The sequence below is a fragment of the Streptomyces sp. NPDC055013 genome (assembly GCF_053608645.1).
On the sequence record NZ_JBSGVW010000016.1, the window covers coordinates 95,795 to 110,680 of the forward strand.

Below are 14,886 nucleotides of genomic sequence, written 5' to 3' on the forward strand. Positions count from 1 at the left end.
GGGAATAATCACTGCTCGATTTCATAGAAACCCACCCCGTCGAGATATCGAATCGTCCCCATGTCACGGTGGACGATCTCTTCCACTTCATGCATCAGATTGACGATCACGGGATACGTCGTGTCGTCCATGGTCGGCACGATCCGGTCACCCGGCCGCACGAGCTCCCAGACTTCCCGGAAACTCTCCATCGACCTGATCCGGTCGAGGTCGGGGTAGCCCGCAAGCTTTCCGGCGACCGGGGAAATGAGTGCCACCCAGGCGAAGAACCGGTCAATCACATAGGGCTCGCCCCGGCGGGCGAGGAAGCGCCGGGGGCGGACATAGGCGTCCACTGCCCAATCGAGCTGGGACTCGCCGGTGGCCAGCTGGGCGTAGTACGGCAGGTCGCCGCCGGACAGCCGGGCGCCCGCCTCGATGAGACAGGGGCCCTGCGGGGTCATCTTGAGCTCCACATGCGCCGCGCCGTACCGGATGCCGAGCGCGTCCAGCACGGCGAAGGCGTACTGGACCAGCGCATCCTGAACCTCGCCCCGGCGCGGCACGATGTAGCACGCGCCGGACAGGTCCGTGATCCCGTTGACGGAGTACCGGGAGCTTCGCCAGATCTCGGCGGCGTGGTGCTGGCCGTCGAGGCTCGCCGTATTGACGATGTACTCCGTACCCACCAGGTATTCCTGGGCGAGGACCGCCGTATTGGGGGCGGAGAAGATGTCGTCGGACCCGATGAGCCGACGGAAGGCCGTGGCCGCCTCCTGCGGAGTGTCGCAGAACGAGACGCCGTCCCCGCCCGCACTGCGCATCGGCTTGACGACGATCCGGCCGCCGATCTCCCGGTGCCAGTCCACCAGTTCGGCCTCGGTCTCGGCACGCAGGTGCCGTGCTGTGAGCAGGCCCGCGGCGCGTGCGGCCTCGGCCATCGCGGCCTTGTCCCTGCGGGCCTCGCTGAGCCGGGTGCCATTGGACGGCAGCCCGAGAGCCTCGCTCAGGACGTCGGCGAAAGCCACGCCGTACTCACCGCCGGCCATCACGGCGACCGGCCGGTACGCGGCGAGTTCCTTCAGGGTCCGGTCGAGATCACCGTCGTGCACGATATTCGCCGCGTAGTTCTCCAGCGTCGGGCGCGACGACCGGTACACGGCGGGCGGCTCGGCAGAACTCTGGATCCGTACGCAGGGAAATCCGGCCCGTCTAAATGCCGGCGCTATATGGCGAGCGGTCTGCGGAACGCCGTGCGATGCCGTCTCATGGGTATCCACGAGAACGACATGCGGCTTCCCAGACGCGTAAGAATTGGTTCCCACTATTTCCCCCGTACCTGTCGGAACAATATGCATCCTTCACTGCCCCATTAAGACCTGTCAACCTGTCATCTCACCATCCGGAATGCCGCTCGCCCGCAGCCGACGTCGACAGTCGAGTGACTATCGTGCGAAGATTTCCACCCATGCGGACCAAGCGAAATCCCGCCACATTCGAGCGGTTTTCAGCCATGACTCAGGCCAGATTCGGTGGCCTTCCCGGACCTTTCTGGATTCTCTGGTCAGGAACCCTGATCAACCGGCTCGGCACGATGGTCATACCCTTTCTCTCCTTTTATCTGAGTCGCGAGCGTGGATTGGCCGCCACGGAGGTCGGTGCCGTTCTCGCGGTGCTGGGGATCGGCGGGGTGCTCTCCCAGCCGATCGGCGGAGTGATCACGGACCGCTGGGGCCGTCGGGTCGCGCTGAGCGGCGGCATGCTGGCCACGGGCGCGCTCATGCTGGCCCTCGGCTATGCCGAAAGCACCGCCGTCATCGTCGTGGTGGTGTTCCTTCTCGGCGTCGCCCTGGACCTGTTCCGGCCCGCGTCCCAGGCGATCGTCGCCGACCTGTTCCCGCCCGAGGGACGCCCCAGGGCCTTCGGGATGCTGCTCTGGGCGGTGAACCTGGGCTTCGCGCTGTCCATGGCTCTCGGCGGAGCACTGGCCAGGGACGGGTTCCTCACGCTGTTCTGGATCGACGCGCTGAGCTGCGCCGTCTTCGGTCTGCTCGTCTGGCGGGGAGTGCCGGAAGGGCCGGCCCGGCAGACCAGGGTCGGCCAGGGGCGCGCCACCGACGCCCTGCGGGATCAGGTGATGGTCATCTTCGTGCTCCTGACCCTTCTGTGCGCCTTCGTCTTCATGCAGGCCCTGACCACCCTGCCCCTGGCGATGGAGCGGCAGGGCCTGCCCACGTCCTCGTACGGCCTGGTCATGGCCCTCAACGGGCTGACCATCGTGGTGCTCCAACCGCTGATGGGGCACCGGCTCGGGCATGTCGACCGCACGCACGGGCTGGTCCTCGGCATGGTGCTGATGGGCGTCGGCAACGCCGCCACGGCCTGGGTGTCCACCACCCCCGGGTACGCCGGCGCGGTCGCCGTCTGGACGGTGGGCGAGGTCCTGCTGACCTCGCTCGGCTCCGCCCTGGTCGCCGACCTGGCACCGGTGGACCTGCGCGGCCGGTACAACGGCCTGTACGGACTGGCCTGGGGGCTCGGATCGTTCACAGCGCCGCTCGGCGGCACCCGCCTGCTGGAGGTGGGAGCCCCCGTGCTCTGGTACACATGCGCCGCGCTGTGCGGTGTGGCGGCCGCCGGGCAGTGGGCCCTGCGCGGCGCCGTACGACGCCGGATGGCGTCGGCCGAAGGTTGACCGAACGGGTGCCGGTCGCCATCGCCCCGGGACGCCGCGATGTCCCCCGTCGGCAGCGAGTCGTCCGCCGGCTCCGCGCGGTGGGAACCACGCAGGCCGGCAGCACCGCCGCGCCTCCGGCGACCGGCAGACGATGGCACCGTCAAGGACTACCCCAAGATCGTCCGTCGCGGCGACCGAGTCCTCGCTCCACGTGCGTCAGCCGAACGTCTCCTTGCGAAAACGCTTCGCCGCGAAGAGGAAGCGGTCGTTCGCGGTGCGCTCACCGATGCTGATCCGCACGCCTTCGCCGTCGAACGAGCGCACCAGGATTCCCTCGTCGTCGCAGTCCTGGGTGAAGGCAGCCGTGCGCTCGCCGGTGGCAAGCCACACGAAGTTGGCATGGGACGGAGGCACAGTCCATCCCTGCTCGGTCAGTGCCGACGTCACCCGGTCCCGCTCGGCCACGAGCGCGGCGACCCGTTCCCGCATCAGGCCGTCGGCCCGCAGTGAGGCGATGGCCGCGTCCTGTGCGAACCGGGTCACCCCGAACGGCACGGCCGTCTTGCGCAGCGCCACCGCGACGGGTTCGTGTGCCACGGCGAAGCCCACGCGCAGACCGGCGAGCCCGAACGCCTTGGAGAAGGTGCGCAGGACACAGACATTGGGGCGGTTCCGGTACACCTCGATCCCGTCGGGAAAGTCGTCGTCTCGGACGAACTCGATGTACGCCTCGTCGAGAACCACCAGCACGTCAGGGGGAACTCGGTCGAGGAAGCGTTCCAGCTCCGCTCGGCGGACGATGGTTCCGGTGGGATTGCTGGGGTTGCAGACAAGGATGAGCCTGGTGCGATCGGTGATCGCGGAGGCCATCGCGGCGAGGTCGTGCGCCGCCCCGGTGGTGAGCGGGACCCGCACGGAGTCCGCCCCCACGATCTGCGTGAGCACCGGATACGCCTCGAACGACCGCCAGGCATAGAGGACTTCGTCCCCCGGCTCGGCGACTGCCTGAAGCAGCTGCTGTGTGACGCCCACGGATCCCGTGCCCGTCGCGATGTGGGACTCCGGCACGTCGAGGTACCGGGAGAGCTCACGGACGAGTTCCCCGCAGGCCAGATCGGGGTAACGGTTGACGCTGTCCGCACCGGCGAGCGCCCGCTCCAGCACGCCGGGGAGCGGCGGAAAGGGGTTCTCGTTGGAGGACAGCTTGTACACGGCGCCGGCCCGCGCGCCGGAGGACGCCACGGAGCGCCCCGGCCGGTAGCCGGGTATCGACTCAAGGACCGGCCTCAGTCTGGGTAACTGCTCGCCCACTCGCTCTGCCCCCTCAGCTCACGACACAATGAGCGGCCATGATCCTTTAAGCCTTTCGGCCTGTTCAAGGGCATCTCACCTGCTGGGCGTTGAACGCCGGGGCCGGCAGGGAGGGCAGACCCCAGGCCACTCCGCCACTGCATCGCTCACACAGACCAGGTCGCGGCACTCCGACCGTGTGGCGCGTGCCGCCCGACCAACACAAAAGGCCAGGTCACGAAATATGTGACCTGGCCTTTGCCGGAGCCGCCTTCGGGATTCGAACCCGAGACCTACGCATTACGAGTGCGTTGCTCTGGCCATCTGAGCTAAGGCGGCGCGCTGTCCGCACTATGGTGCGATCAGCAACGTCGGTAAGTCTACACAGTTTCTGAGGGTGCTCCGTACCGCCCCCTACCCGGCCCTCCGCGGCCCTTCAGCGTGCCTCCGCCACCATCCCCGGGCCCCGGAGCGCGGCACTCCGGGGCCCGGTACCACCGATCACGCAGCCGTCAGCAGCGCTTGTCGCGCGCGGGCGGCGTCCCCCGGAGGAGATACGTGTTGATCGTCCTGTCGATGCACGTGCTGCCCCGCCCGTACGCCGTGTGGCCGTCGCCGTCGTAGGTGAGCAGGCGGGACGAGGAGAGCTGGCGGGAGAGGGCCTTGGCCCAGCGGTAGGGGGTGGCCGGGTCGCGGGTGGTGCCGACCACGACGATGGGGGCCGCGCCCCTCGCCTCGATGCGGTGCGGCTCGCCGGTCGGTGCCACCGGCCAGTACGCGCAGTTCAGGGTGGCCCAGGCGAGGCCCTTGCCGAAGACGGGGGACGCCTTCTCGAAGGCGGGGAGGGCTGCGCGCACCTCTTCGGGAGTGGAGAAGGCCGCCGGGAGGTCCACGCAGTTGACCGCCGCGTTGGCGAACATCAGGTTCGTGTAGCGGCCGTCGGAGTCGCGCTCGTAGTAGCTGTCGGAGAGGCCGAGGAGGCCCGCGCCGTCGTTCTCCCGCATCGCCGCGGACAGGGCGTCACGCAGCGTGGCCCAGGCTCCCTCGTCGTACATCGCCGCGATCACGCCGGTGGTGGCGAGGGACTCGCTGAGCTCACGGCCGGCCGCGTCGCCGGTCGGGATCGGCCGCGCGTCGAGCTTCTCGAAGAAGGCCTTGAGGTTCTTGCCGACCTCGTTCGCCTTCGTGCCCAGCGGACAGTCCCGCTTGCGCACGCAGTCCCGCGCGAACGCCTGGAACGCCGTCTCGAAGCCCGCCGTCTGGTCGAGGTTCATCCGGCGGGCGGGCAGGGACGGGTCCATGCCGCCGTCCAGGACCAGCCGGCCCACCCGGTCCGGGAAGAGCCCGGCATACGTCGCCCCGAGGAAGGTGCCGTACGACGCCCCCACATACGAGAGCTTCTCGTCGCCCAGCACCGACCGCAGGAGGTCCATGTCCCGGGCCGCCTCGGCGGTGGAGACATGCCGGAGCAGGCCGGGCGCGTCCGCTCCGCAGCCCTCAGCGAACTTCTTGTACGCGCTGACGAGCCGGCTGGTCTCCTTGGCGTCGTCGGGCGTGAAGTCCGTCTGCGTGAACGCGTCCATCTCACGGCCGTCGAGGCATTCGACGGGCTCGCTGCTCGCGACCCCGCGCGGGTCGACCGCGACCATGTCGTACTGGGCCCGCACCTCCATCGGGTAGCCGATCCCCGCGTACTGCTGGAGGTAGCCGATCGCCGAACCGCCCGGCCCGCCCGGATTCACGAGCAGCGACCCGAGCCGCTTGCCCGGTCCCGTCGCCTTCTTGCGGGCCACCGCGAGACGGGTCTCCCCGCCGTCCGGCTTGGCGTAGTCGAGCGGCACCTTGAAGGTCGTGCACTGGAAGCCGGGCACCCCGCAGCTGTGCCAGGTCAGCTTCTGTGCGTAGTACGGCGTGAGCGCGGCCGGTGTCGACCTCGGCAGCGCGGCCAGCGCCGCCCCGGCCGCCGGGCTGCCGGTTTTCATCGTCGCGTCGGGCGCCCCACCGGAGGAGCAGGCGGAGACGAGCAGTGCGGCAACGGCGATGAGGGTGCCGAACGTGCCGGCCCGCCGTGGGGTCGAGCGGCGATTGCGTGGGCCCTGCCCGCTGTGGCTCGGGTCTGGGGTGAATGGAGAGCTGCGCCTGGTGTGCATTTGGCGAGCGTAACTCTGTGCAGTGGTTTGGATGCTGTGCGTACACGTCACGGCTCGTACGTGTTACGCGGGTCAACCTCCTGTTGATCACTTGGGCGTGCCTGCCCGGGGCGACGGGAATGGGGCGGCGGGAGTGGGAGGCGGGAGTGGGGAGGCGCGGGCGAAGGTGGCTGGAGCGGCGGTCGGCCCGGCGATTCAGCCCGCTCTGAGTGCCATGGTCATCGCCTCCACCGCCAGCAGCGGCGCCACGTTGCGGTCGAGGGCGTCGCGGCATGCGGCGATCGCCTCGATGCGGCGGAGTGTGGACTCGGGGGAGCTGTCGCGCGCGAGGCGTTCCAAGGCGTCCTCGGCATCGGTGTTGGCGAGGGCCACGCGGGAGCCGAGCTGCAGGGCGAGGACGTCGCGGTAGAAGGCGGTGAGGTCGGTCAGGGCGAGGTCGAGGCTGTCGCGCTGCGTGCGGGTACGGCGCCGCTTCTGCTTGTCCTCCAGGTCCTTCATCACGCCCGCCGTGCCGCGGGGCATCCTGCCGCCCTGCGCCGCGCCCAGCGCCGTCTTCAGCTCCTCGGTCTCCTTGGCGTCCATCTCCTCGGCAAGCTGCTTCGCGTCCTCGGCGGCGGCGTCCACCAGCTCCTGGGCGGCCCTGAGGCAGGCGCCGACCTCGCCGAGCCGGAGGGGCAGCTTGAGCACGGCGGCCCGGCGGTCGCGGGCGGCGGGGTCGGTGGCCAGGCGGCGGGCCCGGTCGACGTGGCCCTGGGTGGCGCGGGCCGCGGCGGCGGCGACTTCGGGGTCGATGCCTTCTCGCCGTACGAGCATGTCGGCGATGGCGGCCACCGAGGGCGTGCTCAGGTTCAGGTGGCGGCAGCGGGAGCGGATGGTGGGCAGGACGTCCTCGATGGAAGGGGCGCAGAGCAGCCAGACCGTGCGGGGGGCGGGCTCCTCCACTGCCTTCAGCACGGCGTTGGCGGACTTCTCGTTCAGTCGCTCGGCGTCCTCGACCAGGATGATCTGCCAGCGGCCGTTCGCCGGCGAGGTGAACGACTTGCGGACGGTGTCCCGCATGTCGTCGGCGAGGATCTGGGCGCCGACTGCGGCGACGGTGGTGACGTCGGCATGCGTGCCGACCAGTGCCGTATGACACCCGTCGCAGAAGCCGCATCCGGGGGCGCCGCCCAGCGCCCTGTCAGGGCTGACGCACTGCAACGCGGCGGCGAAGGCCCGCGCCGTCTGATTCCGGCCCGCTCCGGGCGGCCCCGTGAACAACCAGGCATGCGTCATCTTGGACGCCTCGGGGGGCGGCGCGTCGGTGGCAGCGGCGGTGACGAGGGCATCAGCGTCCCGAGCGGCAGCACCCAGCTGCTCACTCACCCTCTCCTGTCCCACCAGGTCGTCCCACACGCTCACGGGTCACGCCGCCCTTCGCTCACATTTCGCGGTGCGGGATCCATTGTGCGGGGCAGCACTGACAACGGGTGACGGAGCGGGCAGAGCCGACCCGCAGACGGCTCCAGCTTCATGTCGGGCCGACCGGACCGCGAACAGCCCCTGAGCCCGGGTCGCCGCCCTCCGGGCGGACCCCGCACCGAGCCGACGGTCGCCGAGTCCACCGGGCCCAGCGCACCGGTTCCCAGCGCACCGGGGCCCAGCCGACCGGTTCCCAGCCGACCAGCACCGAGCAGCAGCCCCGCCCGCCCGGCCAACCGGCCTCAACACCGCCCGATCTCAGCGCTGCCCAGCCGCAGCGCCGGCCGACCTCAACGCCGATGACCTCAGCGGCGCCGCCCCCGGCCTTCGTCCTCGTCCTCATGCGGCCCGAGCAGCTCATCCGCCAGCGTGGGCAGGTCATCCAGCGGCGTCTCCTCGGCCCAGTCGGACCGAGCCCTTCGCCGCGGTGCCCCGGCCTCGTCGACCTGGGGCATCTCGCGCGTGCGTTCCTCCTCGCGGAAGTGCCCCGGCGGAACCCGATCCGCGGACTCCCCCGACACCGGAGGCAGCACCGCGGTCTCATCCGCGGCCCGCGGAGGAACCGGCGGGAGCACAGCGGTCTCATCGGCGGCGCCGGGCACCACCGGCGGCAGCACGGCCGTCTCGTCGGCCGCTCCCGAAGGCGCCGGCGGCTGCGGCAGCTGCGTCGTCACCTCGGCCTCGGACTCCCCGGAGGCACGTCCACCGGAAGCACGGTCGCTCGCAGAACCTGCACCGCCCGTCCCCCGCCGGTCCTCGTCCCGCACCGGCCGCAGCACAGTCGTCTCGTCCGAGGCGCCACCGGGTGCCCGCCCCGGCGTGACGACCGGCGTCGGCACCGTCAACGCGTCCCCAGGAGCAGCCCCGGCATCGGACGCCGCCGGCTTCGGGCCCGCCTGGGCCTGCGCCGCCGCCTGCTCGGCCAGCCGTCGTGCCTCCTCGGCCCGCAGCAGGGCCTCCTCCGCCTTGCGCTGCTTCTCCAGGCGGACCGCTTCCGCCTCGGCCCGCAGCCGGGCCTCTTCCTCGGCCTGCTTGCGGCGGCGTTCCTCGTCGGCCTTGCGGCGCGCTTCCTCCTCGGCGCGCACCTTCTCCTCCGCGAGGAGCCGCTGCCGCTCCTCCTCGGCTCGTCGGCGTGCTTCCTCGGCCCGCAGCCGGGCCTCCTCCGCCTGCCGTTCGGCCTCGCGCCGCTGCGCCTCCTCCAGCTCGCGCCGCTTGCGCTCCTCCTCCTCGGCACGCAGCCGCGCGAGCTGCTCCTGGCGCTCACGCTCCAGGCGCTCCTCCTCGGCCTTGCGGGCGGCCTCTTCCTCGGCCTTGCGGCGGGCCTCCTCCTCGGCCTTGCGGCGCGCTTCCTCCTGCGCCTGGATCTCCGCCTCCGACAGGGGCAGCATCTGGTCGAGCCGGTGCCGGATCACGGTCGTCACCGCTTCGGGCTCCTGGCCCGCGTCCACCACCAGGTACCGACCGGGGTCGGACGCGGCCAGCGTCAGGAATCCGGAGCGCACACGCGCGTGGAACTCGGCCGGCTCCGACTCCAGCCGGTCCGGGGCCTCGGTGAACCGCTCGCGGGCGATCTCCGGCGAGACGTCCAGCAGCACCGTCAGATGCGGCGCGAGTCCGTTCGTCGCCCAGCGGTTGATCCGGGCGATCTCCGTCGGGGACAGGTCACGGCCGGCCCCCTGGTAGGCGACCGAGGAGTCGACGTACCGGTCCGAGATCACGACCGCGCCGCGCTCCAGCGCGGGCCGGACCACCGTGTCGACGTGCTCCGCGCGGTCCGCCGCGTACAGCAGCGCCTCGGCCCGGTGCGACAGGCCGGCGCTGGAAACGTCCAGCAGGATCGACCGCAGCCGCTTGCCGACCGCCGTCGCCCCGGGCTCGCGTGTGACGACGACCTCGTGGCCCTTGCCGCGGATCCACTCGGCGAGCGCCTCGGCCTGGGTGGACTTCCCGGCGCCGTCGCCGCCCTCCAGGGCGATGAAGAAGCCGGCCGTCGCGGGCACCTGCTCGGGGTCGTCCCCGCCGAGCAGCGCGTCCCGCAGGTCGTGGCGCAACGGCACGCCGGAGCGGTCGTCGACCTTGGCCAGCACCAGCACGGCCACCGGCAGCAGCAGCGCGCCGACCAGCATCAGGGTGAACGCAGCTCCGCCGTGCGCGAAGACGAACTTGCCGCTCTCCAGCCGGTGCGGCCCGATCAGCGCGGCCACGAGCGGCGCGATCACGGCGCCGAGCGCCACACAGACCCGTACGACCGCGTGCAGATGCTCCGTCGTGCGCGCGCGCCGGAATTCCTCGGCCTCCTGGTCGAGCAGGGTGTGCCCGGTGTTGGCGGCCACGCCCGCGCCGACGCCGGCCAGCGCGATGATCAGCAGCACGGTGGTGACGTCCGGGACGAGTCCCGCGGCCAGCAGCGCGACGCCGGTGAAGGCGATCACCAGCGCAAGCAGGCGGCGGCGCGACAGCGTGGGCAGCACGGAGGGCGCCGTACGGATGCCGACGACCACGCCGCCGGTCAGCAGGAGCACCAGCAGGCCGTACAGCACCGGGCCGCCGCCCAGGTCCTTGGCGTGCAGCACGGACACGGCGACCACGGCGGACACCGCCCCGGCGACTGCCGCGCACGCCGTCACCAGCAGCGGGATCGCGCCGGTACGGCCCTTGTCGATGCCCGAGCCGGTCTTCGGTCGGCGCAGCCCCTCGAGCGGCGACCGCGCGCGGGGGGTGCGCGTATCGGGCAGCTCCAGGAAGGTCAGCACGGACAGGGAGGCGGCGAACAGACCTGCCGCGACATACGACGCGAGGGCCGCCTGGTGCTGCTCGAACCAGTCGAGGCCGGTACCGAGCAGGTTGTTCAGCAGGGCCGCGACGACCAGTGCGGCGGCGGCCAGGGGGATCGCCACGAAGCCCGTGCGCAGCGACAGGCGGCGCAGGGCGTCCATGTGGTCCGGGAGCGGTCGTACGGTCGCGCCCTCAGGTGGTGGGGGCGGCAGCAACGCGGGCGCAGCGCTCTCCCGGCACACCGTCCAGAAGCGCTCGGCGACGCCGGTGACGAAAACCGTGACCAGAAGGAGCGCCAGCGCATTGTCCGGCGTCCAGTCGATCCACAGCGGCGCGACGATCAGCGTGGCGGCCCGCAGGCCGTCCGCGCCGACCATGGTCCAGCGCCGGTCGAGCGGGCCTTCCTGGGAGGTCAGCGAGGTCAGCGGGCCGAGGAGTACGGCGCCGAAGAGCAGCGTCGCCAGGATGCGCACGCCGAAGACGGTCGCCACTGCGAACGCCACGCCCCGGTAACCGCCGCCGAACGACCCTTCGGCGATCGCCGCCTGTAGGGCCAGCAGGACCAGCACCAGGAGGGCGAGGATGTCGCCGACACCCCCCACCAACTGCGCGCTCCACAGCCGCTTGAGCTGCGGTCGGCGCAGCAGGGCGCGGACGGCACGCTCGCGGGAGTCCGCGGTCAGGGCGTCGTCGGGGGCGGGGTGGTGGGCCGTTGGCTGGTCGGCTCGCGTCATGCTTTCAGCCTATCGGGACCCACCGACAGCCCGGCGCTCCCGCCCGAACGTCCGCACGCCCCGACACCAAACTGATGCCGAGGCGTTCGTTTTGCGAACCGGAAGTGAAGAGCCGGACCCTCAATCGGCCCCCGTGAGAGCCCGGTTGGACTTCACGAAGACCGATCGCTGTGCGCGCAGGCGGCTGCTCAGTCCTCGCTCGCCGACTTCGAAGCCGTCGCCTTCTTGGCGGTCGTCTTCTTCGCCGTCGTCTTCTTCGCAGCCGTCGTCGTCTTCTTCGCCGCGGTCTTCTTGGCGGCCGTCTTCTTGGCCGGGGCGGCCTTCTTGGCGGTCGCCTTCTTCGCGGGAGCCTTCTTCGCCGTCTTCTTGGCGGGGCCCTTGGCCCGCTTCTCGGCGAGCAGCTCGAAGCCGCGCTCCGGGGTGATCGTCTCGACGCTGTCACCTGAGCGCAGGGTCGCGTTGGTCTCCCCGTCGGTGACGTACGGGCCGAAGCGGCCGTCCTTCACCACGACCGGCTTCTCGCTCACCGGGTCGGTGCCCAGCTCCTTCAGCGGCGGCTTGGCGGCCGCGCGGCCACGCTGCTTGGGCTGGGCGTAGATCGCCTGCGCCTCTTCCAGCGTGATCGTGAAGAGCTGCTCCTCGGCCTGAAGCGAGCGCGAGTCCGTGCCCTTCTTCAGATACGGGCCGTAGCGGCCGTTCTGCGCGGTGATCTCCACGCCCTCCGCGTCCTTGCCGACGACCCGCGGCAGGGACATCAGCTTGAGCGCGTCCTCGAGCGTCACGGTGTCGAGCGCCATCGACTTGAACAGCGAGGCCGTACGCGGCTTGACGGCGTTCTTGCCGGTCTTCGGGGTGCCCTCGGGGAGTACCTCGGTGACGTACGGGCCGTAGCGGCCGTCACGGGCGATGATCTGGTGGCCGGTCTGCGGGTCGGCACCGAGCTCGAAGTCACCGCTCGGCTTGGCGAGCAGTTCCTCCGCGAGCTCCACGGACAGCTCGTCCGGGGCCAGGTCCTCGGGGACGTCCGCCCGCTGATGGTTCTCGGAGTCCTTCTCGCCGCGCTCGATGTACGGGCCGTAGCGGCCGACCCGGAGCACGATGTCGTTGCCCACCGGGAACGACGACACCTCACGCGCGTCGATCGCGCCCAGGTCGGTCACCAGCTCCTTGAGGCCACCGAGGTGGTCCCCGTCGCCGTTGCCGGCCTCGGCCGCGCCGCCGTTGTGGGTGCCCTCGCCGAAGTAGAACCGCTTCAGCCACGGCACGGACTGGGCCTCGCCGCGGGCGATGCGGTCGAGGTCGTCCTCCATCCTGGCGGTGAAGTCGTAGTCGACGAGCCGCCCGAAGTGCTTCTCCAGGAGGTTGACCACGGCGAAGGACAGGAAGGACGGCACCAGGGCCGTGCCCTTCTTGAACACATAGCCGCGGTCGAGGATCGTGCCGATGATCGACGCGTACGTCGACGGGCGGCCGATCTCCCGCTCCTCCAGCTCCTTGACCAGCGACGCCTCGGTGTAGCGGGCCGGGGGCTTGGTGGCGTGCCCGTCGACCGTGATCTCCTCGGCGCTGAGCGCGTCGCCCTCGCTGACCTGCGGGAGGCGGCGCTCGCGGTCGTCCAGCTCGGCGTTCGGGTCGTCGGCGCCCTCGACGTAGGCCTTCAGGAAGCCGTGGAAGGTGATCGTCTTGCCGGAGGCGCTGAACTCGACGTCCCGGCCGTCGGCCGAGGTGCCGCCGATCTTGACCGTGACCGAGTTACCGGTCGCGTCCTTCATCTGCGAGGCGACCGTCCGCTTCCAGATCAGCTCGTAGAGCTTGAACTGGTCGCCGGTCAGCCCGGTCTCCGCAGGCGTGCGGAAGCGGTCACCGGAGGGGCGGATCGCCTCGTGCGCCTCCTGCGCGTTCTTGACCTTCCCGGCGTACGTCCGGGGGGCCGACGGCAGGTAGTCGGCGCCGTAGAGCTGCGTGACCTGGGCGCGGGCGGCCGCGACGGCCGTGTCGCTCAGGGTCGTGGAGTCCGTACGCATGTACGTGATGTAGCCGTTCTCGTACAGCTTCTGCGCGACCTGCATCGTGGCCTTCGCGCCGAAGCCGAGCTTGCGGCTGGCCTCCTGCTGCAGCGTCGTCGTACGGAACGGGGCGTACGGCGAGCGGCGGTACGGCTTGGACTCGACGGACCGCACCGCGAACTGCGTGTTCTCCAGGGCGGCGGCGAGGGCGCGGGCGTTCGCCTCGTCGAGGTGGAGGGTGTTCGCGCTCTTGAGTTGTCCCACGGAGTCGAAGTCGCGGCCCTGCGCGACCCGCCTGCCGTCGACGGTCTGCAGGCGCGCGACCAGCGACGACGGATCCGACGAATCCCCGGCGCGGCCGGTCGCGAAGGTGCCCGTCAGGTCCCAGTACTCAGCAGAACGAAACGCGATGCGCTCGCGTTCCCGCTCCACGACGAGCCGGGTGGCGACGGACTGGACACGGCCGGCCGACAGACGCGGCATGACCTTCTTCCACAGGACCGGCGAGACCTCGTAGCCGTAGAGGCGGTCGAGGATGCGGCGGGTCTCCTGGGCGTCGACCAGCTTCTGGTTCAGCTCGCGCGGGTTGGCGACGGCGGCCTGGATCGCGGCCTTGGTGATCTCGTGGAAGACCATCCGCTTGACCGGGACCTTGGGCTTGAGCACTTCCTGGAGGTGCCACGCGATGGCCTCGCCCTCGCGGTCCTCATCGGTGGCGAGGAAGAGCTCGTCGGACTCCTTCAGCAGGTCCTTGAGCTTCTTGACCTGGGCCCGCTTGTCGGCGTTGACGACATAGATCGGCTCGAAGTCGTGCTCGACGTCCACGCCGAGGCGGCGGACCTCGCCGGTGTACTTCTCCGGCACCTCCGCGGCGCCGTTCGGAAGGTCGCGGATGTGCCCGACGCTCGCTTCGACTACGTAGCCGGGGCCCAGGTAGCCCTTGATCGTCTTCGCCTTGGCAGGCGACTCGACGATGACGAGTCGGCGGCCGCCCTGTGCGGTCTCGCTGGTCGGGGACAACTTCGCTCTTCTCTCCGGTCGACGCTGGGGCCTCCCCAGGGTCGCTTGGATCCCGGGGTCGGGTGGTGGTGACGCTGCGGAGTGTGACGGTACATCCCGCCCGGTTGTCAAACGGGAAAAGCCCGCAACGGCCACTCGAACGGTAACCCGACTTCCGCCATTCCTGCCGCCCGGAGTGCCCACCGGCCTTTTCGAGCCTTTCCGGAAGAGGGCCTCCCAATTACCGGCCGCCCAGCTCGTGGGCCGTTCTCAGAGTCGGGTGAAGCACCATGTTCCGATGATCAGCGCGATCACCGAGGCAAGGCCCGCGAGCGTCGCCGATGCGACGGGACTCACACCCTGAGCGACGGGCCGGCGCTGCCGCACCCGGACCACGGTCCAGGCCAGCAGGCCACCTCCGAACAGGGCGAACACAACCCCGGCGAAGAGCGCCGGTCCCGTTTCCATGGTTCCGTTTGCCCCTTTTCTCCCGCCAGTATGCGCTCAGCCAAGCGAGGCTGACACGCATGGACGGCGTACAGGCGAACCTGAGGTGAACGAGGAACCGACGCACCTGTGGACTTCCGCCTCGGTGGACGCAGTCGTCCCGAAGCACCCCAGAAGGGGCTCATAGGCCCATGGGACCCACGGCCCTCTCCGGTCTCAGTCCCGCTCTCACCTTCTGCGTTCCGGCCGTGGATGAGCGCTGGATGATCTCCTTCGGACCCGGCGTCCAGATCGACGCGAATTTGATGTTGCACAGCTTGGCGGCGTTGCCGGAACCCTTCCTGCGGATCATTTCGTGGCACGCATGA

Annotated in this window: 9 protein-coding genes and 1 tRNA gene; 2 read left to right on the forward strand and 8 right to left on the reverse strand. The window is 70.6% G+C overall.

What is annotated here, in order from left to right; translation table 11 throughout:
• Positions 1-8 precede the first annotated feature (8 nt).
• Complete coding sequence (locus tag ACWGDB_RS21620; protein ID WP_453823880.1) at positions 9-1,259, reverse strand: ATP-grasp domain-containing protein; 1,251 nt, start codon at positions 1,257-1,259, stop codon at positions 9-11.
• On the opposite strand from ACWGDB_RS21620, the gene ACWGDB_RS21625 reads away from it, so the two are divergent.
• On the forward strand, positions 1,238-2,674 hold the full coding sequence (locus ACWGDB_RS21625; protein ID WP_453823881.1) for an MDR family MFS transporter: 1,437 nt from the start codon (positions 1,238-1,240) through the stop codon (positions 2,672-2,674). The genes ACWGDB_RS21620 and ACWGDB_RS21625 overlap by 22 nt on opposite strands.
• Before the next feature lie 198 nt (positions 2,675-2,872).
• On the opposite strand, the gene hisC is transcribed toward ACWGDB_RS21625, so the two are convergent.
• The 7 genes from hisC to ACWGDB_RS21660 all read right to left on the reverse strand — a co-directional run bounded on the left by hisC (position 2,873) and on the right by ACWGDB_RS21660 (position 14,539).
• The gene (gene hisC, locus ACWGDB_RS21630) at positions 2,873-3,967 is read right to left on the reverse strand and encodes a histidinol-phosphate transaminase (RefSeq protein WP_453823882.1); all 1,095 of its coding nucleotides are present in this window, start codon (positions 3,965-3,967) and stop codon (positions 2,873-2,875) included.
• A gap of 244 nt (positions 3,968-4,211) precedes the next feature.
• Positions 4,212-4,285: transfer RNA gene (locus ACWGDB_RS21635), tRNA-Thr, on the reverse strand.
• A 173-nt stretch (positions 4,286-4,458) separates the two neighbouring features.
• Positions 4,459-6,096 (reverse strand): alpha/beta hydrolase, encoded by a 1,638-nt coding sequence (locus ACWGDB_RS21640; RefSeq protein WP_453823883.1) that lies wholly within the window; start codon positions 6,094-6,096, stop codon positions 4,459-4,461.
• Positions 6,097-6,291: 195 nt separating this feature from the next.
• Positions 6,292-7,497: a DNA polymerase III subunit delta' gene (locus tag ACWGDB_RS21645; RefSeq protein WP_453823884.1), complete on the reverse strand. Its 1,206-nt coding sequence runs from the start codon at positions 7,495-7,497 to the stop codon at positions 6,292-6,294.
• 365 nt (positions 7,498-7,862) lie between these two features.
• Positions 7,863-11,066 carry a dTMP kinase gene (tmk, locus tag ACWGDB_RS21650; RefSeq protein WP_453823885.1) on the reverse strand — a complete coding sequence of 1,068 codons (3,204 nt, stop codon included), beginning with the start codon at positions 11,064-11,066 and terminating at the stop codon, positions 7,863-7,865.
• A gap of 188 nt (positions 11,067-11,254) precedes the next feature.
• On the reverse strand, positions 11,255-14,092 hold the full coding sequence (gene topA, locus ACWGDB_RS21655) for a type I DNA topoisomerase (RefSeq protein WP_383610576.1): 2,838 nt from the start codon (positions 14,090-14,092) through the stop codon (positions 11,255-11,257).
• A 249-nt stretch (positions 14,093-14,341) separates the two neighbouring features.
• Positions 14,342-14,539 carry a hypothetical protein gene (locus tag ACWGDB_RS21660; RefSeq protein ID WP_453823886.1) on the reverse strand — a complete coding sequence of 66 codons (198 nt, stop codon included), beginning with the start codon at positions 14,537-14,539 and terminating at the stop codon, positions 14,342-14,344.
• 170 nt (positions 14,540-14,709) lie between these two features.
• Between ACWGDB_RS21660 and ACWGDB_RS21665 the strand changes: the two genes are divergently transcribed.
• Entirely contained in the window at positions 14,710-14,886 is a 177-nt protein-coding gene (locus ACWGDB_RS21665) for a hypothetical protein (protein WP_453823887.1), read from the forward strand.

Coding starts and splice junctions, on each gene's coding strand:
- ACWGDB_RS21665 (WP_453823887.1), top strand. CDS start 14,710: ATGGGACCCACGGCCCTCTCCGGTCTCAGTCCCGCTCTCACCTTCTGC.
- ACWGDB_RS21640 (WP_453823883.1), bottom strand. CDS start 6,096: ATGCACACCAGGCGCAGCTCTCCATTCACCCCAGACCCGAGCCACAGC.
- ACWGDB_RS21660 (WP_453823886.1), bottom strand. CDS start 14,539: ATGGAAACGGGACCGGCGCTCTTCGCCGGGGTTGTGTTCGCCCTGTTC.
- tmk (WP_453823885.1), bottom strand. CDS start 11,066: ATGACGCGAGCCGACCAGCCAACGGCCCACCACCCCGCCCCCGACGAC.
- ACWGDB_RS21625 (WP_453823881.1), top strand. CDS start 1,238: ATGCCGTCTCATGGGTATCCACGAGAACGACATGCGGCTTCCCAGACG.